This is a genomic window from Raineyella antarctica, from assembly GCF_900092135.1.
GTDB lineage: Bacteria > Actinomycetota > Actinomycetes > Propionibacteriales > Propionibacteriaceae > Raineyella > Raineyella antarctica.
This window is the reverse complement of sequence record NZ_FMYF01000007.1, coordinates 24,404-47,841: the sequence shown is the minus strand read 5'-3', so window position 1 is coordinate 47,841 and position 23,438 is coordinate 24,404. Positions and strand designations below refer to the sequence as shown.

General features: G+C 70.8%; 20 protein-coding genes and 1 riboswitch. Of the genes, 9 read left to right on the top strand and 11 right to left on the bottom strand.

Translation table 11 applies throughout. From position 1 onward, the window contains the following. Positions 1–30: 30 nt before the first annotated feature. On the bottom strand, positions 31–780 hold the full coding sequence (locus GA0111570_RS11500; protein ID WP_092611124.1) for a response regulator transcription factor: 750 nt from the start codon (positions 778–780) through the stop codon (positions 31–33). Between the two features lie 431 nt (positions 781–1,211). Between GA0111570_RS11500 and GA0111570_RS11495 the strand changes: the two genes are divergently transcribed. The 5 genes from GA0111570_RS11495 (at position 1,212) to GA0111570_RS11475 (ending at position 7,209) form a co-directional block, all read left to right on the top strand. Continuing rightward, entirely contained in the window at positions 1,212–3,305 is a 2,094-nt protein-coding gene (locus GA0111570_RS11495; RefSeq protein WP_217634134.1) for a glycosyltransferase family 39 protein, read from the top strand. A 25-nt stretch (positions 3,306–3,330) separates the two neighbouring features. Next, positions 3,331–3,654, top strand: a complete 324-nt coding sequence (locus tag GA0111570_RS11490; RefSeq protein WP_092611121.1) for a GNAT family N-acetyltransferase — start codon at positions 3,331–3,333, stop codon at positions 3,652–3,654. Positions 3,655–3,706: 52 nt separating this feature from the next. After that, the gene (locus tag GA0111570_RS11485) at positions 3,707–4,783 is read left to right on the top strand and encodes a winged helix DNA-binding domain-containing protein (RefSeq protein WP_175557460.1); all 1,077 of its coding nucleotides are present in this window, start codon (positions 3,707–3,709) and stop codon (positions 4,781–4,783) included. Positions 4,784–4,929: 146 nt separating this feature from the next. Then, a complete protein-coding gene (locus tag GA0111570_RS11480; protein ID WP_092611116.1) occupies positions 4,930–6,141 on the top strand; it encodes a lipopolysaccharide biosynthesis protein in 1,212 nt (403 codons plus the stop codon). Positions 6,142–6,327: 186 nt separating this feature from the next. After that, the gene (locus GA0111570_RS11475; protein ID WP_092611113.1) at positions 6,328–7,209 is read left to right on the top strand and encodes a glycosyltransferase family 2 protein; all 882 of its coding nucleotides are present in this window, start codon (positions 6,328–6,330) and stop codon (positions 7,207–7,209) included. Between the two features lie 16 nt (positions 7,210–7,225). Here GA0111570_RS11475 and GA0111570_RS11470 read toward each other — a convergent pair whose 3' ends face one another. The 6 genes from GA0111570_RS11470 to GA0111570_RS11445 form a co-directional block, all read right to left on the bottom strand. Beyond that, positions 7,226–8,359 carry a glycosyltransferase family 4 protein gene (locus tag GA0111570_RS11470; RefSeq protein ID WP_092611110.1) on the bottom strand — a complete coding sequence of 378 codons (1,134 nt, stop codon included), beginning with the start codon at positions 8,357–8,359 and terminating at the stop codon, positions 7,226–7,228. Positions 8,360–8,383: 24 nt separating this feature from the next. Beyond that, the gene (locus GA0111570_RS11465) at positions 8,384–8,917 is read right to left on the bottom strand and encodes a GNAT family N-acetyltransferase (protein ID WP_092611107.1); all 534 of its coding nucleotides are present in this window, start codon (positions 8,915–8,917) and stop codon (positions 8,384–8,386) included. A 78-nt stretch (positions 8,918–8,995) separates the two neighbouring features. Then, on the bottom strand, positions 8,996–9,328 hold the full coding sequence (locus GA0111570_RS11460) for a hypothetical protein (RefSeq protein WP_092611104.1): 333 nt from the start codon (positions 9,326–9,328) through the stop codon (positions 8,996–8,998). Between the two features lie 184 nt (positions 9,329–9,512). Beyond that, complete coding sequence (locus GA0111570_RS11455) at positions 9,513–10,844, bottom strand: D-arabinono-1,4-lactone oxidase (RefSeq protein WP_092611101.1); 1,332 nt, start codon at positions 10,842–10,844, stop codon at positions 9,513–9,515. A gap of 7 nt (positions 10,845–10,851) precedes the next feature. After that, positions 10,852–11,460: a TMEM165/GDT1 family protein gene (locus tag GA0111570_RS11450; protein ID WP_092611098.1), complete on the bottom strand. Its 609-nt coding sequence runs from the start codon at positions 11,458–11,460 to the stop codon at positions 10,852–10,854. 227 nt (positions 11,461–11,687) lie between these two features. Continuing rightward, positions 11,688–12,146, bottom strand: a complete 459-nt coding sequence (locus tag GA0111570_RS11445; protein WP_092611095.1) for a carboxymuconolactone decarboxylase family protein — start codon at positions 12,144–12,146, stop codon at positions 11,688–11,690. Between the two features lie 168 nt (positions 12,147–12,314). Here GA0111570_RS11445 and ahpC point away from each other — a divergent pair, with 168 nt between their 5' ends. From ahpC to GA0111570_RS11430, 3 genes are all read left to right on the top strand, one after another. Next, a complete protein-coding gene (gene ahpC / locus GA0111570_RS11440; RefSeq protein WP_092611092.1) occupies positions 12,315–12,878 on the top strand; it encodes an alkyl hydroperoxide reductase subunit C in 564 nt (187 codons plus the stop codon). A gap of 459 nt (positions 12,879–13,337) precedes the next feature. Continuing rightward, the gene (gene ahpF / locus GA0111570_RS11435) at positions 13,338–14,921 is read left to right on the top strand and encodes an alkyl hydroperoxide reductase subunit F (RefSeq protein ID WP_092611089.1); all 1,584 of its coding nucleotides are present in this window, start codon (positions 13,338–13,340) and stop codon (positions 14,919–14,921) included. 145 nt (positions 14,922–15,066) lie between these two features. Continuing rightward, positions 15,067–15,987: a LysR substrate-binding domain-containing protein gene (locus GA0111570_RS11430; protein ID WP_092611087.1), complete on the top strand. Its 921-nt coding sequence runs from the start codon at positions 15,067–15,069 to the stop codon at positions 15,985–15,987. A 94-nt stretch (positions 15,988–16,081) separates the two neighbouring features. Here the strand turns inward: GA0111570_RS11430 and GA0111570_RS11425 are convergent, their stop codons facing one another. Next, entirely contained in the window at positions 16,082–16,618 is a 537-nt protein-coding gene (locus GA0111570_RS11425) for a hypothetical protein (protein WP_092611084.1), read from the bottom strand. A 208-nt stretch (positions 16,619–16,826) separates the two neighbouring features. Between GA0111570_RS11425 and GA0111570_RS11420 the strand changes: the two genes are divergently transcribed. After that, positions 16,827–17,963 carry a PQQ-dependent sugar dehydrogenase gene (locus tag GA0111570_RS11420; RefSeq protein ID WP_245703166.1) on the top strand — a complete coding sequence of 379 codons (1,137 nt, stop codon included), beginning with the start codon at positions 16,827–16,829 and terminating at the stop codon, positions 17,961–17,963. 22 nt (positions 17,964–17,985) lie between these two features. Here GA0111570_RS11420 and GA0111570_RS11415 read toward each other — a convergent pair whose 3' ends face one another. The 3 genes from GA0111570_RS11415 to GA0111570_RS11405 form a co-directional block, all read right to left on the bottom strand. Then, on the bottom strand, positions 17,986–20,106 hold the full coding sequence (locus GA0111570_RS11415) for a transglycosylase domain-containing protein (protein ID WP_092611078.1): 2,121 nt from the start codon (positions 20,104–20,106) through the stop codon (positions 17,986–17,988). Between the two features lie 614 nt (positions 20,107–20,720). Further along, positions 20,721–21,614, bottom strand: coding sequence for a C40 family peptidase (locus GA0111570_RS11410; RefSeq protein ID WP_092611074.1), 894 nt, complete (start codon positions 21,612–21,614; stop codon positions 20,721–20,723). A 1-nt stretch (position 21,615) separates the two neighbouring features. Next, a riboswitch (cyclic di-AMP (ydaO/yuaA leader) is annotated at positions 21,616–21,767 on the bottom strand. 729 nt (positions 21,768–22,496) lie between these two features. Then, the gene (locus GA0111570_RS11405; protein WP_092611070.1) at positions 22,497–23,438 is read right to left on the bottom strand and encodes a hypothetical protein; all 942 of its coding nucleotides are present in this window, start codon (positions 23,436–23,438) and stop codon (positions 22,497–22,499) included.

Here is a 23,438-nt window from a genome sequence, read left to right as displayed (position 1 = left end):
CGAACGTCGCGGGCAGGCGGGACGCCGCCATCAGATCGCCGGGCGCAGCACGTAGCCGACGCCCCGGACGGTGTGGATCATCGGCTCGCGGCCGGCGTCGATCTTCTTGCGCAGGTACGAGATGTACAGCTCCACGATGTTCGCCTGCCCGGCGAAGTCGTAGTGCCACACGTTGTCGAGGATCTGGCCGCGGCTGAGCACGACCTTCGGGTTCTCCATCAGGTAGCGCAGCAGCTCGAACTGGGTGGCGGTCAGGTCGATGGGGTCGCCGCCCCGGGTCACCTCACGGGTCTCCACATTCATGGTCAGGTCACCGACGACGAGCTCGGCGGTGTCCTGGTAGGCGGCCCCGGAGCGCTGCACCAGCCGGTGCAGCCGCAGCAGCACCTCCTCGATCGCGAACGGCTTGGTGACGTAGTCGTCGCCGCCTCGGACCAGGCCGGTGATCCGGTCCTCGACCGTGTCCTTCGCGGTCAGGAACAGCGCCGGCACCTCGGGGTAGTGCTGGCGGATCTTCGCCAGCACCTGGTCGCCCTCCAGTCCGGGCAGCATCCAGTCCAGGACCAGTACGTCGGGGGCGAAGGCGCGCGCCTGCTCGACGGCGTCGATCCCGTCGTGGGAGACCCGGACGTCCCAGTTGCACATCCGCAGCCCCATCGCGACCAGGTCGGCGAGCATCGGCTCGTCGTCGACCACCAGCGCACGGATCGGCGCGCCGTCGGGGTGACTGAGCTTCGGCAGCACGCCGGCCAGTGCTGCGAAGTTGTGGTGTGCGGTCATCGGGGTCCCCCTGGGATCGGTGCCGCACGGGTGGCGGCGTCAGCAATTCTAGGTTTCCGGCTCCCCGGCCGGAGGCAACGGGGCGGGAAGGCCCACGACCATGGGAAGCCCGCGCGGTGTGAGCACGGCGTACGGATCCTGTGCCGGATCTGTGAGGAGGAGGCGGCACGTGCTCCGTGGACGTCCGGGGAGCGACCAGCGGTGGCGCGGCCCGCCGCGTGAGGCAGCCGACGCGGTGACACAGCAACGGCACAAGGAGAGCAGGCCAGCGGCACACGCGTGTGCCCGACGGTCGTGTCATGACATCGCATCCACCTCTTCCCGGCCTGGCAGGTTCGCCGCAGGTCGCTGCCCCGTGGGCCGCTTCGCCGACCGGGGCGGACCACGCCCGTGCTCGTCCCGGCCACGCCGCAGCCGAGCAGGAGTCATCCGTGTCCCGGCCGGTCTCCCGCGCGGTGGTGCTGGTCTCGGTCGTGGTGCTGCTGGTGGGTACGGCGGTCCTGTACCTCTGGAACCTGTCTGCCTCCGGCTGGGCCAACTCGTTCTACTCGGCCGCGGCCCAGGCCGGTGGGGTGAGCTGGAAGGCCTGGTTCTTCGGGTCGCTGGACGCCGCCAACGCGATCACTGTCGACAAGCCGCCGGCTGCGATGTGGTTGATGGGGCTGTCGGTCCGGCTGTTCGGGCTGTCCTCCTGGAGCATCCTGGCGCCCGAGGCGCTGCTCGGCGTGGCCTCGGTCGGCGTGCTGTACGCCACCCTGCGCCGGGTGCTGACCAGGGGACCGGCGGGCACCGCCGCCGACGGTACGGTCGAGCGCACCCGTGAGCCGCTGACCGTACGGGTCCACGTCGCAGCGATGCTGGGCGCGGTGGTCTTCGCCCTCACCCCGGTCGCCGTCCTGATGTTCCGCTTCAACAATCCCGACGCATTGTTGACGTTCTGCCTGGTGCTGGCCACGTACTTCACGCTGCGGGCGACCGAGCGCGCCCGCGGCCGGTGGCTGGTCGCCGCCGGTGCCGTGATCGGGCTGGGCTTCCTGACCAAGATGCTGCAGGCGTTCCTGGTCCTGCCTGCGCTGGTGGTCGCGTACGCCGTGGCCGCGCCGGCGGGATGGGGCCGGCGGATCCGGCACCTGTTCCTGGCCCTCGGGGCGGTGGTGGTGTCCGCCGGGTGGTACATCGCGTTGGTCGAGCTGGTGCCCGCCTCGAGGCGCCCCTACATCGGCGGCTCCCAGGACAACTCCATCCTCGAGCTCGCGCTGGGGTACAACGGCCTGGGCCGGATCACCGGCGACGAGACCGGCTCGGTCACGGGCGGCGGTGGGGCGGTCGCGGCGGGCGGCGGTGGCATGTGGGGATCGACGGGCGTGCTGCGGATGTTCTCCGGGGTCTCCGGCGGGATGGTGTCCTGGCTGATCCCGGCAGCCCTCGTCCTCGGCATCGCCGCGCTGGTGTTCCTGCGCCGGCGTCCGCGCACCGACGTGCTGCGGGCCGCGATCCTCGCGTTCGGTGGCTGGCTGGTCGTGATGATGGCGGTCTTCTCGTTCATGGCCGGCATCTACCACGACTACTACACGATCGTGCTCGCCCCGGCGATCGGCGCGCTGGTGGCCCTGGGTGCCTTCGTGGTGTGGGGCCGGCGCCAGCTCGTCGCCGGCCGGCTGGTCCTGGCCGCCGCCATGGCCGGAACCACCGTCTGGGCGACGGTGCTGCTGGGCGAGGCCTCGGGGATCTACCTCACGCTGCGCTGGCCGGTGGTCGCGCTCGGGGCCCTGGCCACGGCGGCCCTGGCCATCCTGCCCACGCTGGGCCGCCTCGTACGAGCCTCGGTGGTGGCACCCCTGGTGGTGGGCGTGGCGGCGGCCGCGTCGCTGGTCGGACCGGCCGCTTATGCCGTGCAGACCGCGGCGACCCCGCATGCCGGCTCGATCGTGTACGCCGGCCCCGTGTCCGGCGGTGGACCCGGTCGGGCCGGTGGCGCCGGTCATCGGGCCGCTCGCGGCGTCGGAGGTGTCGGGGCAGCCGCAGCAGGGACTCGTGCCTTCGGGCCGCCGCCCGCCTTCGCGCAGGGCACGGCTCCGGGTGGGACAGCCCCCGGCGCCACCGCCCGGGGCGGGACCGTGCCCGGTGGGACCGCTCCCGGCGGTGCCGGTGGTGCGGGCGGCCTGCTCGGGGGGACCCTGGTGTCCGAGGAGATGACCACCCTGCTCGCCACGGACGCCGGCTCCTACACCTGGGCTGCCGCCAGCATCGGGGCGCAGAACGCCGCCTCCTACCAGCTGGCCAGCCGGCTGCCGGTGATGGCGATCGGCGGGTTCAACGGCTCCGACCCCAGCCCGACGCTGGCCCAGTTCCAGCAGGACGTGGCCGAGGGCAAGGTCCACTGGTTCATCGCCGGTGGCATGGGTGGCCACCAGAACGGTGGCTCCGACACCGCCTCGCAGATCTCGACCTGGGTGACCGGGCACTACGCCGCCCGCACGGTGGGCTCCACTACCGTGTACGACCTCACCGAGCCGACCCCGTGAGGCCGGCGTGGTTAGGCTGGGCGCCATGAGCGACGTCACCGTCACACGCAACGATTCCGAGAGCCGGTACGAGGCCCGCATCGACGGGCAGCTGGCCGGGTTCACCGAGTTCGTGCCGGGGGAGGGCATGCTCGTCTTCCCGCACACCGTGGTCCTCCCCGAGTACGAGGGCCAGGGGGTCGGCTCCACGCTGGCCCGCGGCGCCCTCGACGACGTCCGCGCCCGGGGGCAGAAGGTGCTGGCGACCTGCCCGTTCATCCATGGCTGGATGGTCCGCCACCCCGACTACATGGACCTGTTCTACAAGCGCGAGCACGCCGAGGACCCGGAGCGGGTCGAGCAGGACTGAGCCCGGTGGGGCGGCCCGTGACAGGGGTCGCCCCATCCGAGCGACCGCCACCATGGACCTGGACACCCTGCTGGCCCAGCGGCTGGCCACCCAGCACCTGGCCTCCACGCCGGTCGGCGTCCTCGACGTCGTCCGGCACGCGGTCGCGGTCCAGTCCCAGGACGCACCGCTGGCCCGCTGGTCGATCGGCCTGCGGTCCGGACGCAACGACGACGCAGTCCGAGCCGCGATCGATGCCGGCGACCTGCTCCGCACCCACGTGCTGCGCCCGACCTGGCACTACGTCCTGCCCGAGGACCTGCGCTGGCTGCTGGAGCTCAGCCGCGACCGGATCGAACGCTCGATGGGCGCCCGGCACCGCCAGCTCGGCATCACCGAGCACGTGGTGGAACGCTCCTTCGCGGTCCTCGCCGACGCCCTCGCCGGCGGTCGGACGCTGACCCGCAAGCAGCTGCACCCGTTGCTGCCCACCACCGCCTTCCCGGCCCAGGGACAGGTCGTCGCGCACCTGCTGATGCTGGCCGAGGTCCGGGCACTGGTCTGCTCGGGCCCCCTGGAGAAGGGTGAGCACACGTACGGGCTGGTCGACGACAGGGTCCCGCCCTCCCCGGTGCGTCCGCGCGAGGAGCTGGTCCGCGACCTGGCCGCCCGGTTCTTCGCCGGGCACGGCCCCTCGACCCCCGCCGACCTCGCCCGCTGGGCGGCGGTCACCCGCACAGAGGTCCGGAAGGTGCTGCCCGACCTGGACCTGTCCTGCGCCACGGTGGAGGGAACCGAGGTCTGGTGGGACCCGCGCGCCGTACCCGAGCAACGTCGCGACGACGATCCCCGGGCATTCCTGTTGTCGACGTTCGACGAGGCGTGCCTGACCTACCTGCCGCCCTCGTACCCCCGGTTGGCCGGCCACCCCTGGGGCGACCGGCCACCTACGTACGCCCAGGTCGGCGGCGGCCCGGTGATCTGCGACCTGCGCGAGGTCGGGGTGTGGCGGCGCCGGACCGGGCGGACGACCACCCGGGTCGAGCTGGACCTGAGCCCGGCGGTCACCGGCGACCAGCATGCGGCGATCCGTACGGCGGCCGAACGGCTGGCCGCCTTCGAGGGGCGTGGCCTGGAGCTCGCCGGCTGAGCGGGCGCGGCGACCGCCGGCTGCTCGCCGGTCTATGCTGGCTTCCGTTCCAGCCCGGAGAGAGGAGGCGCCATGCGCGGTGTCGCAACGTCGGTCCACGGGCTCGTCCCGCCGTCCCCCCAGGGCCCTCGGCCGGGCCTGACCCGATGAGGTCACCGGGTCGGGTCCTGGTCCCGGTCGGGATCATCGGGACGGCGTTGGCGCAGTGGGCCATCGTACTGATCTTCGCCCGGCGCTACGGCGAGGTCGCCGTGGGCGACTACTCGATCCTCTACTCGATCGCGACGCCGACGTTCGTCGCGGCCCAGTTCGGGCTGCGGGACGTCTACCTGACCCTCAGCCAGCGGTTCGCCCCGCGCAGCTACCTGACCATGCGGCTGACCGGCATCGTGCTGGGCGTCGCCGTCCTGGTCGCGGTCGGGCTGGCCAGGGGTCTGCCCATCGGCCTGACCCTGGCGATGGCGGCGATGAAGGTGGGCGAGTCGGTGGTGGACCTGCGCTACGCCTTCGTCCAGTCGGCCAACCGGATGACCCGGCTGGGCACGGTGATGATCGGCTACGCGATCGGGATGATCACCGTGGTCCTGGTCAGCAGCCTGATCGTGCCGGACCCGGCGCTCCCGGTCGCCCTGACCGGCCTGCTGGGCGTGGGGATCGCCATCGTCGACAGCCTGGTCCCGTTGCCCGGGACCCCCACTCGGCGCCGTGGCTACAGCAGCATCATGCGGGCCGCCGTGCCCGTCACCATGTCCCACCTGCTGTTCTCGCTGGTGACCTACACCCCGATTTTCCTGCTGGGGGCGTTCGGTGACCGTGCCCAGGTCGGCGTCTACACCGGCGCCTCCTACCTGCTCGTGCTGGCCAACCTGATCGGCTCCACCGTACAGACCCTGCTGCTGCCCCGCTTCCGCGACCTGCGGGCCTCCGGGCGTCGCAGTGACCTGCTCGGGTCGGCCCGCCGGTCCTTCGTCGGCCTCGCCGGGGTGGGGGCGGTCGGTGCGGTGGTGGCGATCGCGTTCGGCCCGCAGGTGCTGGGCCTCGTCTACGGCCAGGGGTTCGTGATGGAGCGCGGCCACCTGGCCCCCCTGGTCCTGGCGGCTGCGATCGTGGCTCCCGGCTACATCCTCAACGCGCTGCTGCTGGTCTTCAACGCCTACCGGGCCGGTACGGTCAGCGCCGCCGCCACCCTGGCCGGGAGCTTCGCGTTCGGACTCGCGGTGACCTACTTCACCGGCTCCGCCATGCTGGGCGCCTCCTGGGCGGCCCTCGGCGGGTCGCTGACCCGCATCGTGGTGTCCGGGCTGCAGGTCATCCGGCGGGTGCGCGTCCCCGAGCCGGCGGTCACCGCCCCGGCCTGAGGGGTCCGCAGCCGCGGGTCGGGAGCCGGAGAGCCGGGACCGGGAAGTTGGGACCTGACGAGGGACTCCACTACGGTGGGAGCGGCCGTGGTGGACACCCGCCGCTGGCGCAGAAGTCCCTGCAGACCGGGCGGACAGGCCCCCGGCACCGAGGTCAGCTGCGGGGACCTTGTCGGAGGAGCACTCATGAGCGATAGCACCGTCACCATCGGCCTTCCGGTCCACAACAGTGCCCGCAGCGTCCTGGAGACGATCCGCTCGGTCTTCGCCCAGACCTACCCCGACTGGAAGTTGCTGATCATCGACGACTGCTCGACAGACGGGTCGTATGAGCTGCTGTCGAGGATCGACGACGACCGGGTGACGGTGGTCAAGGGCGAGCAGAACCTCGGCCTCGCCTCGCGGCTCAACGAGATCGCCCAGCGCACCACGACCCCGCTGCTGGCCCGGCTGGACTCCGACGACGTCAACCACCCGCAGCGGCTCGAGCTGCAGGTCGCCTACCTGAATGCGCATCCCGATGTGGACTTCGTCGTCGCCGACGGCATCTCGATCGACGCGGAGAGCCGCCCGCGCGGTTACCGTACGTCCATCCCCGACGCCTCCGTGGCCGAGCACTTCGTCTTCGGTCCCTACATCCACTCGGTGATCACCGGCCGGACCGAGTGGTTCCGCAACAACCCGTACGACACGGGTCTGCTGCGGGCCGAGGACCAGGACCTGTGGCTGCGTACGCTCGGGAAGCGCAAGACTGTCGTGCAGGAGCTGCCGCTGCTCTACGTGCGGGAGGCCGGTTACGTGACGGCCGACAAGTACCGTCGCAGCCTCGACGCGACCAAGGTCGTCATCCGGCGGCACGCGCCTGCGCACCTGAACCGCTTCCAGACCTTCACGCAGCTGGCGTTCGCCGATGCGAAGAAGGCCATCTACACCGCCGCAGAGAAGGCCGGCGTGGGGGACCGGGTGGTCGCGTTGCGCAGCCGCAAGCTGTCCGAGGAGGACGTACGGCACCACTACGAGGTGCTGGCGACAATCCAGGCGACCAAGATCCCCGGCATCGACGACTGATCCGGGGGTGCGCGCCTCAGAGCGCCAGGAGCCGGTCGACCAGGTGGGTCCAGGTGAAGCGCGTCTCGATCGAACGGCGCATCACCTCCCCCTGGCTGGTGACCGCCGCGGGGTCCTGCGCCGCAGCTGACAGTGCTGCGACGCCCTGGTCCCGGTCGGTGACCCGCCAGCCGCCGCCTTCCGCCAGGAGTTCGGCCGTGCCTGCGACGGGGTAGGTGAGCACTGCGCAGCCCTGCGCCCCGGCCTCCAGCAGCACTGTCGGGAACCCCTCGGGGTAGGTGGAGGGGTAGATGAAGACGTCGGCGGTCCCCATCAGGGCCAGCAACTCGTCGTGGGGGATCGGGCCGAGGTAGCGCGCGGCGGCGGGTCGGTCGCGCAGCAGCTCCTCGATCGCGGGACGCTGGGAACCGTCGCCACAGATGGTCAATTCGATCGGCCCGGCCGACCTGGCCTTCTCGACCATCTCGATCGCCTCATCGGCGCCCTTGCCCGGTTCCAGCCGGCCCGCGTAGAGGACCCGGAGCGGGCCGGGCTCGCGAGGCCCCCTGGCCGGGGCGACGGAGGCCACCGCGTTGCCGACGCCGACGGCCCCGCGGACGCCCAGGTGCCGCATCCAGGCCGCCGATTCGTTCGAGACCGCCGCCTGCGCATCGACCCGGCGGCGGAGCAAGAGGGCCAGGACGTGCTCGTAGCCGGCGATCGCCGCATTCAGCAGGCGGCTGTCGGTGGGGACGTGGCCCGAGCCGTGGTTCAGCCAGACCCGGCGACCCCCACGGGAGAGCGAGGTGGCCAGCAGGCCGCTGATGAACAGGTGGGACTGGACCAGGGTGAAGTCGTAGCTGCCCTGTACGGTGCGCAGGATCGCGCGGTTGCGCCGGGTCGGCAGCGGGATCGGCAGGCGGCTCGCGGCGATCACGGCGTCGAGCTCGTGCACCGCCTCGCCGCCGGGTCCGGGTCGGGCGGTGGGCTCCTGGCTGCGCGGGCCACAGGCCAGGACATCGACCTGCCAGCCTCGGTCGACCAGCTCCTGGGCCACGTTGGCGCTGTAGCGCTCGATGCCGCCGATGTGTGGTGGGTAGAAGGGGGCGGCGATCAGTGCGCGTGGTCGCGCGGACGATGGAGTGTCACTCGTCTGCTGTTCGCTACCCATGCGCACATGATAGGGGTGGGCGCGTCAGTGGGGCTCGGCGGGCGGCCGGCCCTGCGGCGTGCCCGGGCCGAGGGGTCGTTGCAGCCAGGCGACGTCCCACCAGGCGCCGTGCTTCCAGCCGATCGCGGGCAGCAGCGCGACCTGTTCGAACCCGAAGGACCGGTGCAACGACATGCTCGGCCCGTTCGGCTGGGTGATCGCGGCGACGGCGATCCGGTACCCGCGGCCGGCCATCCGGTCCAGCAGTTCGGTGTACAACAGTCGGCCCAGGCCCTTGCCCCGGGCGTCGGGCGCCAGGTAGACGCTGGTCTCACAGGACCAGCGGAAGGCGGAGCGCTCCTTGAACGACCCCGCGTACGCGTAGCCGAGTACCTCCCCCTCCTGCTCGGCCACCAGCCACGCCCACCGCTCGCTCGCCCGGCCGATCCGTACGGCCATCTCGTCGACTCTCGGGACGACCTCCTCGAACGTGATGGTGGTGTCGCGGACGTACGGGGCGTAGATCGCCGCGCAGGACGCCGCATCGGCGGCAGACGCATCACGGACCACGGGAACCATGGGCCCGATGGTAGGCCCGGGCTCCCGTGGTCCGTGGGGTGTGTCACCGGTCGTTCGTCATCCGAACGGCCGTGACGGTCAGATGGTGTACTCCGTCTTGGAGTCGTCGGCCTCCTCGGCGACCTTGGAGACGTCGACCTTGGGCTCGTCGGTGGCCTCGGTGCCCGGGCCGAACTCGGCGCCCGGGTCCAGGTCATCCTTCTCGGGGCCGAAGTCGGGGTCGACGGTTTCCGGCGCACCGGTCCCGGCGGCGTCCTGGTCCTTGTCCCGGTCGAACTTCTCGGTCAGGGTCTCGCGGCCCTTGTCGATCACGTCGTCGATCTGGTCGACGGTCTCCTTGACGACCTTGGTCACCTTCTCCAGGGTCTCGTCCAGGTTGAGCTTCTTCTTGGCCTCGTCAAAGATTCCCATGAGTGCTCCCGTTGCGATCGGCCGGCGCGGACGCCGGCGGCGGATACCCCAAGGCTACCGACCCGGGGTCGCGGCACGGGCCGCTCCGCGACGCATTCGGGGGACAGATGGGTGTCTTCCGGGCGGCGTCGTGGGTGGGTTCAGGGTTGCCCCGGGTCCTGCCGTCCGAGAGGGAGACCGCCGATCAGACGTGCAGCACCTGGGCGACCCGCGCACTGAGGAAGCGGCGGCCCGGATCGAGGCGTGCCCGGACGGCCCGGAAGTCGGCCAGTCGCGGCAGGGCGGCCAGGTCGAACCGGGCTTCGTCGAAGTACTTGCCCCAGTGCGGCAGTCCGCCGTGGGTGGCGAGGGTGCGCTGGATGTCACCGAGCAGTTCCACCGAGCCGTCCGCCACCGAACCGTCCGGGCGCTGGTAGACCACGAAGCCGAACCACACCACCGCCCGTCCGTACGCCGACGACAGCCACGCCTGCGAGGGCCCGGTCGGGCGCAGGATGACGGGGTAGTGCAGCCGGAACGGGGAGGCTCCGACGGTCGCGCGCAGGTCGGCGGCGGCCGCGGTGAACCGGTCCAGCGGCACCCCGACCTCCATGTTCACCTGCGGGGCGGGGATGCCGTTGCGGAAGATCTCGACCAGGTCGCCCTCGACGTCGCTGTAGTCGTAGAACCGCCCGACCGTACGTTGCGGGGCGGCGTCATTGTTGTGGTCCCCGGTGTCGTCGCCGAGGCGCGCCTGGGTGGCGGCCAGGATCGGGTTGAGGTCGGTGTGGGCGACGGCCAGGTGGTCGTGCGGCGGCTGGGGACCGGCGGCAGGGTTGACCTCCCAGACGTGGGCGCGGTCCTCGTCCACCCACCACCACGCCTTGACGTGCGCGGAGCGGGCGTTCCAGAGGGCGAAGTCCTGCTGCAGGTCGGTGCCGGAGGTCGTGTACTTCACGCAGTGGTAGCGGGTGTTCGGCCGGACCGCCAGGGTGAGCCGGGTGACCAGCCCCAGGCAGCCCAGGTGCAGCAGGAAGGCGCCGAACTCCTCCTGGTCCGCCGTGACCTCGTGCTCCTGCCCGGCGGCGTCGACGTACGCCACGGCCGTGACCGCGTCGGCCAGTAGCCCCTCGCCCAGGCCCTGGGCGTGGGTCCCGGTGGCGATCGCCCCGGCGACGGTCTGCTCGGTGATCACCGGCGGGCACACCGGCAGGGTCAGCCCCCAGTCGCGGACGTGCTCCCACAACTCGGTCAGCGTGCAGTCGCCGGTGACGGTGACGGTGCTGGCGTCCAGCCGCAGTACCTTCGGCCCGCGGGTGCGCAGGTGGACCGCCATGCCGTCGGTGCCCTCGAGCAGGGCCGGATGGCTGAAGCGGGAGCCGAGCAGTTGCACCCGGGAGTCGGGCCGGGCCGCGAACAGTTCGGCGGCCTGCGCGGCGTCGGCCACGGCGTACGACCGCTCCGGGGAGGCGATCGTCGCCGTGGCGCACCAGTTGGTCGTCGGCAGGGTGGCCGGGGTCGGCTCGGCAGTCGTCACCTGTGCATCATGCCACCGGCCGCAGGCCCGCTCCGCCTCCGATCACCCCGGTGCCCTCGAGGACCAGCAGCAGGCCGAAGACCGCGAACAGGGCCGCCGCACCGTACTTGATCACCCTCTCGGGCAGTTGGCGCTTGAGGATGTAGCCGACCAGGATGGCCAGCGCGTCGGCGGCGACCATGCCGACCGTCGAGCCGATCCAGGTCCAGAACCAGTTCTCCTGGGTGGCCAGCGTGATGGTGGCCAGCATGGTCTTGTCGCCCAGCTCTGCCAGGAAGAAGGCGGTGCCCACCGCTACCAGGGAGAAGCCCTTGGCCTTGCGGGCCTTCTCGGCCTCCTCGTCGGTCAGCTCGTCGCCTCGCAGGGTCCAGAGCGCGAAGACGAAGAAGGCGATGCCGGCGACGACGGCGATGCCGCCCTGCCACTGGGCGAACACGTCGCCGATGAAGTAGCCGATCGCGACCGAGGCGAGGTGCACGATGGCGGTGGCGATGCTGATCCCGATCAGTACGTCGCGCGGGCGGTAGCGGGCGGCGAACGTCATCGCCATGAGCTGGCTCTTGTCACCGAGTTCGGCGATGAAGATCACCGCGGTGCTGAGCAGGAGGGCGTTCATGGAGTCCTCTCCGGGGCCGGTCACAGGCGACCCGATGGGGTTGACTCCGACCGTGCCCGTCCGATGATGGGCAAAACAGTCGAAAGTCTCGTCCGCCATCACCGATGGCCCTCCGCGCCGGGCCAGGGGCCAGTATGTCGACGCGGTTGTTGGGGACTACTCCCTCTCGCCCGCGTAGCCTACCCGATGGGTGGTGACGCCCGCGAATCGCGGGCTCCCGACCAGCCTCACTCCCGGGGGCGTACGGGGTGCTCACTGAGGATCGAGACCCGGTTGTAGACGTTCATCCGGATCGCCACCCACTGCAGGGCGGAGTACTGCTCGTCGGTGAGCAACTCACGGGCCCGGGCGAGTTCGGCGCGTCGCAGGTCGGGTGCGGGCAGGAGGGTCGCAGCCTCGCCGATCGCCAGCGCCGCCCGTTCCACCTCGGAGAACATCTCCTCCGCCTCCCGCCACGCCGCCAGCACGCCGAGCTGCTGCTTGGTGAGGCCGGCCATCAGGGCCTTGTGGGTGTGGGTGTCGAGGCAGAACGCGCAGCCGTTGATCTGGGAGATCCGCAGGCTCATCAACTCGACCACTGCGGGGTGCAGGCCGGCGGCGGTGACGGAGGCGGTGATCTGGTCGGCCCATTTCCTGGTCGCCTGCCAGGCCTGCGGGTCGGACTTGTCCAGGTAGAAGCGCGCCATGACGGTCAGCGTAGTCCTGCCTCGCCCGGCGTATCCCGGGGTCGGGGCGATAGGCTCAGGCTATCGGCCCATGCACAAGATCGATCGAAAACGCCTATCAAAAGTTGGAGAACCGATATAGAGTCTGTATTGCAAGTCAGCGAGAAGACCAACGAAAGAGGTTCACCAATGTCGCTCATGAACACGAAGATCCTGCCGTTCACCACCCAGGCCTACCACCAGGGCAAGTTCGTGGAGGTCTCCGAGAAGGACGCGCTGGGCAAGTGGAGCGTCTTCTTCTTCTACCCGGCCGACTTCACCTTCGTCTGCCCCACCGAGCTCGGTGACATGGCCGACCACTACGACGAGCTGCAGAAGCTCGGCGTCGAGGTCTTCTCGGTCTCCACCGACTCCCACTTCGTGCACAAGGCCTGGCACGACTCCTCCGACGAGGTCGGCAAGATCCAGTACTACATGCTGGGCGACTCCAACGGGACCATCACCAACAACTTCGACAACATGCGTCCCGGTGCCGGCCAGGCCGACCGTGCGACCTTCCTGGTCGACCCCGAGGGCACCATCCAGTACATCGAGTCCACTGCCGAGGGCATCGGCCGCGAGGCCGGTCAGCTGATCCGCAAGATCCACGCCGCCCAGTACGTGGCCGCCCACCCGGGCGAGGTCTGCCCGGCCAAGTGGGAAGAGGGCGAGGACACCCTCACCCCGGGTATCGACCTCGTCGGCAAGATCTGACCCTCGCGACCGGCCTGCGCGGAGTAGGCCTGCGTGGAGTAGTCCTGTCTGAAGTCCAGTCCCGACTGGAGGCGTGACCGGCTCCGGCCGGACACCAGCGGTCCGTCGTGGCGGGCATCCCGCATCGTGGGTGCCCGCCACGGCCACCGGACGTCCCGCGGGTCGGTCGGTCGATCACCTCCCGGCCCGCGGAACGGACCCGGGACCCCGGTCCCACCCCCCGCCGACCCGGCCGCCGGCCTGCGGGCCCCGCCGGCCGGCGCGGCGCGTACGTGCCCGACACCGCCGGCACCGTTTTCGTGCGCACCGATTTCGTACGGCCGCTTCGTACGCCCCTATTCGTACGGCCCCGACCCGTATGGCACCGCACCCGCGGACATCCGGTCCGCCACCCCCTCATCCCGCGTCCGGCGCACCAGGAGTGCGCCGGCTGTCGACCCCGCAGCACGGAGGACCACAATGCTCGACGCCAACCTGACCGCCCAGCTGAAGACCATCCTGAACGACAAGATCGTCGAGCCGATCGAGCTCGTCAGCTCCCTGGATGACCGCCCGAAGTCCACCGAGCTGGCCGAGATGCTCGACCAGATCGCCAGCCTGTCGGACAAGGTCACCCACCGGCGCGCCGATGACGACGAGCGTCGCCCCTCCTTCGCGATCTCCCGCCCCGGCACCGACATCTCGGTCCGCTTCGCGGGCATCCCGATGGGCCACGAGTTCAGCTCCCTGGTGCTGGCCCTGGTCCAGGTCGGCGGCAACCCGGTCAAGGAGGACGAGGAGACGATGGAGGCGGTCCGGAACCTCGACGGCGACTACGAGTTCGTGACGTACATGTCGTTGACCTGCCAGAACTGCCCGACCGTCGTCCAGGCGCTGAACGCCATGGCCGTGCTCAACCCGCGGATCAAGCACACCGCGGTGGAGGGCTCGCTGTTCCAGGACGAGGTCGAGGAGCGCCGCATCCTGGCCGTGCCGACCATCTACCTGAACGGTGAGGAGTGGGGCTCGGGACGCACCGACATGAAGCAGTTCGTCGAGCGCCTCGACCACCACGCCGCGGCCCGTACGGCCGGCAAGCTGAACGAGCGCGAGCCGTACGACGTGCTGGTCGTCGGGGGTGGCCCCGCCGGCTCCGCCGCCGCCATCTACGCCGCCCGCAAGGGCATCCGGACCGGCATGGCCTGCGACCGTGTCGGCGGCCAGGTGCTCGACACGATGGCCATCGAGAACCACGTCTCGACCGTCTACACCGAGGGCCCGAAGCTGGGCGCGCAGTACGCCGAGCACATGAACGCGTACGAGATCGACCAGATCGCCGGCGTCCAGGCGTCCCGGCTGGTCCCGGGCACCGACGGCGAGCTGCACACCGTCGAGTTCGAGGGTGGCGGCCGGCTGCAGGCCCGCCAGGTGATCATCGCGACCGGCGCCCGCTGGCGTACGCTCGGCGTTCCGGGCGAGGCCGACTACCGCAACAAGGGTGTCTCCTTCTGCCCGCACTGTGACGGACCGCTGTTCAAGGGCAAGCCGATCGCCGTCGTCGGTGGCGGCAACTCCGGCGTCGAGGCCGCGATCGACCTGGCCGGTGTCACCGAACACGTGACGGTGGTCGAGTTCATGGACGAGCTCAAGGCCGACGACGTGCTGCTGCGCAAGCTGTACAGCCTGCCCAACACCGAGGTGATCACCTCGGCGCGCACCACCCAGGTCAACGGCGACGGCCAGCAGATGACCGGCCTGGAGTACGAGGACCGCCAGTCCGGCGAGATCCGGACCCTCGACGTGGACGGTGTCTTCGTCCAGATCGGCCTGCTGCCCAACACCGAGTGGCTGAAGGACTCGTCGCTGGAGCTCACCCCGCGCGGGGAGATCCGGATCGACGAGCGCAATGCGACGAACATCCCCGGCATCTTCGCCGCGGGGGACTGCACCACCGTTCCGTTCAAGCAGATCGTGGTGGCCGAGGGCTCCGGTGCGACCGCCGCACTGAGCGCCTTCGACGAGATGATCCGTACCACCGCGCCGGCCGCCATCGTGGCCAGCTGATCGCAGCCCGGTCTGGGCCGCCGCTCCGCTCCGGTGCGGCGGCGGCCCGGCCGGCCCGTTGCGGATGCTCTCCTCGCCCGCGGACCTTATGTGGTCCGCAGCTGGCGACAACGTCCGCAGCTGTCGACAACGTCGGAGGAAGACTGTGAACCTGCGGGACCTGGAGTACTTGGTGGCACTCCATGAACAACGCCACTTCGGCAGGGCCGCCGCCGCCTCCTTCGTCAGCCAGCCGACCCTCTCGACGCAGATCCGCAAGCTGGAGGGCGAACTCGGGGTAGCGCTGATCGAGCGCAGTTCCCGGAGCGTGATCTTCACAGCGGTGGGGGAGGCCGTCGTCCTGCGGGCCCGTCGGATCCTGGCCGAGGCCGAGGAGATCCGCGGGTTGGCCCGCCAGGCGCGCAAGCCGCACGCCGGCACCATCCGGCTGGGCATGTTCCCCACCCTCGGCCCCTACCTGCTCCCGCACGTGGTCCCGGAGCTGCGCTCGCGCTTCCCGGGCCTGGAGATCCTGCTGGTGGAGGAGAAGACCGCCGTCCTGCTGGACGAGCTGCGCTCCGGGGCTCTCGACGCCGCCGCGGTGGCACTGCCGATCGTGGACGAGACGCTCCACATCGAGCCGCTGTTCCGGGAGGAGTTCGTGCTGGCCGCCCCGCTGGGCGACCCGGTCGCCACAGGGGAGGGGCCGCTGGATCCCTCAGCCATCGCCGGGGAGAACCTGTTGCTGCTCACGGAGGGCCACTGCCTGCGCGACCAGGCGCTGGCGCTGTGCGCCGAGACCGGCGCCACCGAGCATGCGGGCTTCCGCGCCACCAGCCTGGAGACGCTGCGCCACATGGTCGCCGCCGGCGTGGGGGCGACCCTGATGCCCGAGCTCGCCGTCGCCCCTCCGGTCACCCCGAATCCGGCGATCGTGCTGCGCCGCTTCACCGAGCCGTCGCCGCACCGCGACATCGCCCTGCTCTGGCGACGTACGAGTGTCTACCGCGAGCTGCTGCCGGAGGTTGCCGAGGTGCTGCGCGGCATCCCCGGCCACCTGGTCGAACCGTTGCCCGCCGCGGCCTGAGCGGGCGCTGGTGGATGGGACGACGGAGGCCCTCCCGCATGAGCGGGAGGGCCTCCGATGACTGGTGCGTCGTGCTCCGTGTGACCGGTGAGGGTCAGACGGTCTTCTTGCTCCGCAGCGGGCCGAAGCCGAGGGCGGCCAGGATCACGCCGATGATGACCAGGGCGACGCCGCCGTACAGGGCGATGGTGCCGATCAGGCCCCAGCCGTAGGCGCTCAGCAGGAGGCCGCGCAGGGTGTCACCCATGAAGAGGGTCTGGCGCAGGTCGCCGAGCTTCTTGACCGCGGCCGGGTCAGCGGTGGTGTCCTTCGAGAGCTTGGTGTATTCCCCGGAGACCTCGCTGTAGGTCTTGCCCTGGCTCGAGGCGTTCATGTGCTCGAGGATGTAGTTGTTCGCGTAGGCCTTCGCCTTGGGGCCGCTGTCCAGCGGGGTGCCGGACCACTTGCCGAGGGCAGACTTCATCTCGGGGGTGGTCAGCGCCGCGTCCGCGGGCATCGTGATGCGTTCCTGGCTGAGCTGCTCCTTGACGTAGCCGTGGGCGAAGGTTCCGCCCCAGATGGCCAGGATGCCGACGATGACCAGAATGACGCCGGCCACACGGCTCAGAACTCCGTAAACGGTGCGTTCCATGATCGTTCCCTCTATTTCTACATTGAGTGGGGCTACGACATGAAAGGTACACCTATCACGGGTAGTACTACAACTCGTAGGGGACGACAAGCCTGTGAATCTTCAATGAAGAGCCTACCGCTTTCTGTGGCCTCCCCCCACCATCCGGCAGCCTCCCCGCCGGACGTGTGACGATGAACGAAAGGCCGCGCTGACGAGGGGTGGAGTCGTGCTGGGTGGACGAATGCGACGTACGTCCGGCGCGGCGATGGCCGGGCTGGTCCTGGTCTCCCTCGCGGCCTGCGCCGGTACGGGGCACAGCCCCGGCACGTCGGCGACACCGCTGCCCCCGGAGGCCGCGGGGGCGGCGACGGCCACGTCGTCCGGGACCCAGGTCCGGGCCACCGACCTGGCCACCGAGCTGGACGTCCCCTGGGGGATCGACTTCTTCTCCAACGGCGATGCCCTGGTCTCGGAGCGCGACACCGGGCGGATCCTGCGCGTGCCGGTCCGCGGCACCGGCGGGCCGGTTGCCGGTGGCCCGGGTGTCCGGGAGCTCGGGAGGGTGGCGGCAGTGCCGTCTGCCGAGGGTGGTCTGCTGGGCGTCGCGCTCTCCCCGGACGAGCGCTACGTCTACGCCTACTACTCCAGCGACCAGGCCAACCAACTGGTCCGGTTCGCCTTCGACGGGAAGTCCCTTGGTCGCGAGGAGGCCCTGTTGACAGGGGTCCCGAAGGCAGGGATCCACAACGGCGGGCAGGTCAGGTTCGGCCCGGACGGCTACCTGTACGTGTCGACCGGGGATGCGGCCAACGGCCCGGCCGCCCAGGACCCCACCTCGCTGGCCGGCAAGATCCTGCGACTCACACCCGAGGGCAAGCCGGCCCCTGGCAACGCCTGGGGCAACGAGGTCTACACGATCGGACACCGCAATGTGCAGGGCCTGGCCTGGGACGACAAGGGCCGGATGTGGGCCAGCGAGCTGGGCCAGAACACCTGGGACGAGCTCAACCTGATCACCTCCGGCAGCAACTATGGCTGGCCTGAGGTGGAGGGCATGGGGACGCGGAAGGGCATCACCGACCCGATGCGGACCTGGAACCCCGGCGACGCCTCGCCCAGTGGGCTCGCCTGGTGGCGTGGATCGTTGTGGATGGGCTCGTTGCGCGGCACGACGCTGTGGCAGGTCCCGATCGATGCCGCCGGGACCACCGAGGCGCCGGTGGCGCACTTCAAGGGCGAGTACGGCCGGCTCCGGGCGGTCGGGGCCTCCGGGGACGCCGCCCCGCTGGTCGTCGGGACCTCCAACAGGGACGGCCGGGGGAGCCCTCAGCCCGGCGACGACCGCCTGCTGCTGGTCGACTGATCGCCGGCCCGCCGGGCCTCGCTCAGCCGCGCAGCCTCGGCCGGCTCACCTGCGCCGCCGGCGGGAACGCCTCCCAGGGATCCCCCTTGGTGGCCACCTGCATGTAGTCGAGCCAGGTCTGGGCCGGGTAGCCCGAGCCGAAGAACGTCCGTGCCCCCGGCTGGGCGTACGGGTCCAGGTCGGTCTGCCCGTCGTTGCCGGCAACATACATCACCGCGGTCGAGACCCGTGTGGTGGCGCCGATGAACCAGCTGGCGTAGATGGAATCGGCGGCCCCGGCGGTGCCGGTCTTGCCGGCGACCGGCCGGCCCAGGGCCGCGGCCCGGGTGCCGGTGCCGCTCTGGGTCACCCGCTGCAGGGCGTACGTGGTGTCCCGCGCGATGTCGGCCTCGATCGCCTGCTCGCCACGGTCGTCGGCCTTGTAGAGCACCTTGCCATGCATGTCCTTGACCTCGGCCACCACGTGTGGGGCGTGGCGTACGCCACCGTTGGTCAGCGTCGCGTACGAGGCGGCCATGTCCAGCGGGCTGACCTCGGGCTCGCCGAGCACCATCCGGTCGTAGTTGCCCCAGCCCATCCCGGTCGGGGCACCGGCGTCGTTGGCGGCCTTCATCACCTTCTTGGGGCCGTCCTGCATCTGGTGGACCATGTCGACGAAGGCGGTGTTGATCGACTCCTGGGTCGCGTACTGCAGGGACACGGCCGAGCCGTAGTTCCGGTTGAACTCGTTGCGCACCGGCATCGGCTGGCGGTCGAGCTGGAAGGTGTTGCCATTGAAGGTGGAGTTCAGCGTGTTGCCGTCGCGCAGGGCGGCGACCAGGCCGAAGGCCTTGAACGTCGAACCGGTCATCCGGGGCGTGGTGGCCCAGTTGCGCGAGTTCTTCACGAAGTCATCGCCGCCGTACAGGGCGAGGACGGCGCCGGTGTGGCTGTCGACCGAGGCGATCGCCGCGTGCAGGTCCGCCCGCGGGGCGCCCTTGGTGGCCGCGGCGGCGGCCCGGTCCCGCTGCTCGGTGGCGGCCTTCTCGGCCGCCTTCTGGGCGGCCGGGTCGAACGTCGTGGTGACCCGCAGGCCGCCGCCGTTGATCTCGGCCTCGTCGTAGCCCAGCCGCTTCAGCTCGGCCTCGACCATGTTGACCAGGAAGCCCTGCGGGCCGTCGTAGCGCTGCATCAGGGGCTGGCCGGGCATGGCCGGCAGGTGCCCGTGGAAGCGGTCGTACTGCTGCTGGGTGATCGAGCCCATCGCGAGCATCCCGGACAGGACGTACTCGTAGCGGCCCTCCAGGCGGGCCTTGTTGTCGGGCGACACCGCGGGGTCGAGGATCGAGGAGTTCTGGATCACCGCGGCGAGTACGGCGCTCTCCCCGACGTTCAGGTTCTTGGCGTCCTTGCCGAACCACGCGCGGGCGGCGGCCTGCACCCCGTACGCGTCGCGGCCGAAGAAGACGGTGTTGAGGTAGTCCTCGAGCACCACCTCCTTGGAGCGCTGGTCGGACAGCTTCAGGGCGTACGCGATCTCGCGGACCTTGCGGATGACCGTGCGATCGGAGGAGAGGTAGACCAGCTTGGCGTACTGCTGGGTGATGGTGGAGCCGCCCTGGACCTGCTTGCCGGTCACGATCGCGACGCCGGCCCGGGCCATGCCGGCCAGTGAGACTCCCTGGTCCTGCCAGTAGGAGCGGTTCTCGGCCGCGACCGCGGCGTCCTTGATCGACTGGGGCATCTGGGCGTACGGGATGGTGGTGCGGTTCTGCACGCTCAGGGTGGTCAGCTCGGTGTGGCCGTCGCCGTAGTACAGCGCGGTGTTGTTGCTCAGGAAGTCGGGATTGGTGCGGTTGAGGTCGGCATTCGCATAGAGCAGGCCGGCACCACCGGTGGTACCGAGCACGACCAGGGCGACGAACCCGATCGCGAGGCGGGCGAGGCGGCGCCCGCGCGGGATCCGGTCCCGCAACCTGACCTGGCTCCCGGCCCACGACCCGAGCGTGTTCCAGTGCCGGGCCAGGGAGGGGGCGTCACCGAGTGACTCGGGATCGTTCTCGCTGGGACGTTCGTACGAGGGGGCATCCCCTGGGCCGTCCGGACCGAAGCGGTGCCGTGCCACCGCGCCGAGCGGCACCGGGGCGGCCGATGCCGGAGCCACCGACTCGAAGTGCGCCTGGTCGGCGGGTCCGGTCGGCGGAGGGGCGCTCGGCGGAGGGGCGCTCGGCGTGGGTGCGCTCGGGGTGGGAGGCGGCGTGCTCGGGGTGGGCGGCGTGCTCGGGGTGGGAGGGTTCGTGTTCGGCGCAGCGGGGGAGGGGCCGGGGGCAGGGGCGGGCGTGCCACCCGATCGCGGGCCGCGGCCCCGTGGACGCGGCGCGGAGGTCGCTGCGCGGGCCGCCAGTGCTGCGCCGGGCGTGGGTGGAGGGGTGGGGATGGGCCGCCAGGCAGCATCGGGGGCCGGGGTCCCGCCGTTCCGGGCGGCATGGCGTACGCGGTGGGTGTGCAGACGAGCGCGGTAGCTTCCCGGGGATCCGACCCCTGTAGGGGTCGGCTGCGACGTCCCCGACAACGGGGATTCGCCGGGGGACTGGCTGTTCTCGTCGGTCATGACCACCTCGGTAACCGGGGACGGGTGCGAACGGCATGGTGCATCGTCAGTCTAGGGGCGAAGGATCGCGGTCCTGTCCGACGACGACGCCCCCGGCGGGGCCGGGGGCGTCTGCCGGGGGCGTTGCGGCTGTCGGGCCACACTGCGGGGCGGTGTGGCGGCGACGATCAGCTGTAGGTGTAGTACCCCGCGACCGGCATCCAGCTGACCGGGTGCAGCTTGGTGCCCTCGCTGGGGTTCAGCGCGGAGATCATCATGCCGTTGCCGACGTAGATGCCGATGTGGCCGCCGCCGTTCTGGAGGACCAGGTCGCCCGGCTGCGGGTTGGACGTGCGGGTCAGCGCCGCGGCCTGGGCCTGGGACGTGCGCGGCAGGCTGATGCCGGCGTGGCTGGTGGCCCACAGCACGAAGCCGGAGCAGTCCCAGGCGCCGAAGGTCGTCCCACCGTAGACGTAGCCGCTGCCGATGCCCTGGTAGGCGGCCTTCACGATCGCGGCGCGCTTGGCGGACAGGCCCGAGGTGTCGACCGACACGTTCATGGCCGTGCGGTCGGCCGAGCGGGAGGTCGTGGCGGAGCGCGAGCCCGCGGGCGAGGTCGAGGTCAGGTACTGGCTGGACACCCAGCGCTTGGCCCCGTCGTGGCTGATCTGGGTCCAGCCACCGGAAGTGGTGCCGGTCGTGGTGACCTTGGTGCCGGCGGCGAGCGTCGTCACCCGCGGAGAATCGATGCTCGCAGCGATGCGGACGTTGAGCGCCACAGTGGTGTATTTCGCGGTGGAGGTCGACGCGGTCCCGGTGGTGGTGCTCGTGGTGCTGGTGGTGCTCGGGACGGTGTACGTCGTGTTCTGGGCGCCTGCCGGGGCGTACGCCTCGGCGTGGGCGGCGGCCGGGGCGACCACGCCGACGGTCACCAGACCGGCCACGGCGGCCAGGCCGGCGCGACGGGCGGCGGAGGTGCCGGTGAAGCCGGCGCTGTGCGCGGCGACAGCGTGGGCACGACGCGTCGTGTGGATCGTGGTGCCGGCGCTGCGGCGCGGGGTGGTGAAAGTGGACTTGGACATCTGGGCCTCCGTGAGCCTACGAGGTGAGCTGTCGGGTTCGGGTGGGAGACACCCGGCATCCGGAGGCGGGCCTCCGTCTGCTTAACCCCAAGACCGACCGGTGAGGGTCGGTCACATGTGGTTCCCCCGCTTCTGCCGTGACGTTTGTGACAACGGGACACGGGTGGCGGCAGAACTCGGCGATCCGCCCGCGACGTGGGATCTTTGGGATCTGCACGCGGACGTCACGCTAACAAGAGCTCGCACCAGATCACAAATTGATAACGGGGGTGACTCAGCTTGATAACGGTGGAGGTCACCTCAGCCGGGGTCTTCCGGGTGTCCGCGGCGAGGGGTGAACGACCTAGCGGGAGCGGCTTCCCAGGGGTGTGTCAGGTGCTGGACCCGAGGTGTGAAATGTGAGATGGATCACGTCGTTCGGAGAGTGGAACGCTCGGGTTCGGCGTACGGAGGCGTTACCGGCGTTACCGGCGTTACCGGCGTTACCGGCGTGACCCGGCGTGACCCGGCGTGACCCGGCGTGACCTTCGACTGGATGGCGGCGACTGTCCGAGGCCGACCGCCGGGCGCGACTGCGGCCGTCCGGCGTCTCAAGCTCCCTGCCCGGCCGCAGGTCGCCCGCCAAGCGCTCCGGTGCGGCCGTCAAGCGTCCCGAGGCGGCGGTACGGCCGTGGTGGCTCGTTAGGTGCGCCGAATCTACGGATAGACCACCAGATTCGCCGTACCTAAGCAGCCGTACGGCCGCTGGCGCACGCCGCCAACGTACGGCCGCTGGCGCACGCCGCCAACGTACGGCCGCGGGTCGCCGCCGACCACGCAGATGCCACGGAGTCCCCCAGCCGCCCGGAGCCATCGCAGGGCCCCCGCCACAGGCCGCAGCCCTCAGCGAAACTCCTCGGACTCCTCCGCGGTGTAGAACAGCCCGAGGTCGTCGTCGTGGAGTTCGTCCCAGGGGGTTTCCAGCAGCCGCTGCTGCTGGTACTCCCGGGTCGCGATCGCTTCATCCTCCAGGGCGGCGAGGCGGTCGACGACGCCGGCCTCGGCCAGCATGTCCTTGGCCCGGTCGAACAGCGCACGGTCACCGCACAGGTAGCGGCCCTCGAGCCAGACCTTGGACGCCACCATCTGGTGGAAGTCACCGAAGGTGGCCTGTTGGCGCAGCGTCGCCACCGACTTGACCACGTAGTCCAGCTCCTCGCGGAACGCCGGATGGCGCAGGTAGTAGTACTTCTTCGCGTAGATCGCGGCATCCAGGTCGGCGGCCAGGCCCTCGGGTGCGTCGTCGGCGACCAGCACCACGATGTCGAGGTCGGAGCCCTGCACCAGGATCCCGGTGGACCGCTCCGGGCGCAGCACCTCGTGCGACATCTCGTAGACGATGTCGCCGGCCAGGGCGATGCAGAAGTACCGGGACAGCACCGGATCGGTCAGGAACGGCCGCGCGATCTCGTCCATGATCCGGCGCGCGGTGTACAGCTTGCGCTTGCTGACGTGCTGGATGTGGTCCGCCAGGGCGGACGCCGCGGTGTCCAGCGCCACGGTGTCCTCGGCCGGCCCGACCACCGTATAGGTCAGGAACTCGCGCAGGATCGAGGGCGAGAGGCGTACGTAGCCGTCCAGCTTGATGTCGAGGCGTACGTAGCGCCGGCCGATCACCCGGTGGGCGATCCGGTCGTCGAGCATGCACGCCTTCCACAGCGCGAAGTTCGGCGCGCCGAGCGCCTCCTGCAGCTGGGAGCCGGTCAGCGGGCCGCGGAAGGCCAGGGTACGAAGGGCGCGGTCTGCCAGCCCGTCCGCACCCCGGGCCTCTCGTGTCGGTGGCAC

What these genes read in the sequence shown, in the direction of transcription:
- GA0111570_RS11475 (WP_092611113.1), top strand. Translation starts at nt 6,328, where the DNA reads ATGAGCGATAGCACCGTCACCATCGGCCTTCCGGTCCACAACAGTGCC.
- ahpC (WP_092611092.1), top strand. Translation starts at nt 12,315, where the DNA reads ATGTCGCTCATGAACACGAAGATCCTGCCGTTCACCACCCAGGCCTAC.
- GA0111570_RS11460 (WP_092611104.1), bottom strand. Translation starts at nt 9,328, where the DNA reads ATGGGAATCTTTGACGAGGCCAAGAAGAAGCTCAACCTGGACGAGACC.
- GA0111570_RS11485 (WP_175557460.1), top strand. Translation starts at nt 3,707, where the DNA reads ATGGACCTGGACACCCTGCTGGCCCAGCGGCTGGCCACCCAGCACCTG.
- GA0111570_RS11465 (WP_092611107.1), bottom strand. Translation starts at nt 8,917, where the DNA reads ATGGTTCCCGTGGTCCGTGATGCGTCTGCCGCCGATGCGGCGTCCTGC.
- GA0111570_RS11450 (WP_092611098.1), bottom strand. Translation starts at nt 11,460, where the DNA reads ATGAACGCCCTCCTGCTCAGCACCGCGGTGATCTTCATCGCCGAACTC.
- GA0111570_RS11410 (WP_092611074.1), bottom strand. Translation starts at nt 21,614, where the DNA reads ATGTCCAAGTCCACTTTCACCACCCCGCGCCGCAGCGCCGGCACCACG.
- GA0111570_RS11500 (WP_092611124.1), bottom strand. Translation starts at nt 780, where the DNA reads ATGACCGCACACCACAACTTCGCAGCACTGGCCGGCGTGCTGCCGAAG.
- ahpF (WP_092611089.1), top strand. Translation starts at nt 13,338, where the DNA reads ATGCTCGACGCCAACCTGACCGCCCAGCTGAAGACCATCCTGAACGAC.
- GA0111570_RS11470 (WP_092611110.1), bottom strand. Translation starts at nt 8,359, where the DNA reads ATGGGTAGCGAACAGCAGACGAGTGACACTCCATCGTCCGCGCGACCA.
- GA0111570_RS11425 (WP_092611084.1), bottom strand. Translation starts at nt 16,618, where the DNA reads ATGGAACGCACCGTTTACGGAGTTCTGAGCCGTGTGGCCGGCGTCATT.
- GA0111570_RS11445 (WP_092611095.1), bottom strand. Translation starts at nt 12,146, where the DNA reads ATGGCGCGCTTCTACCTGGACAAGTCCGACCCGCAGGCCTGGCAGGCG.
- GA0111570_RS11480 (WP_092611116.1), top strand. Translation starts at nt 4,930, where the DNA reads ATGAGGTCACCGGGTCGGGTCCTGGTCCCGGTCGGGATCATCGGGACG.
- GA0111570_RS11490 (WP_092611121.1), top strand. Translation starts at nt 3,331, where the DNA reads ATGAGCGACGTCACCGTCACACGCAACGATTCCGAGAGCCGGTACGAG.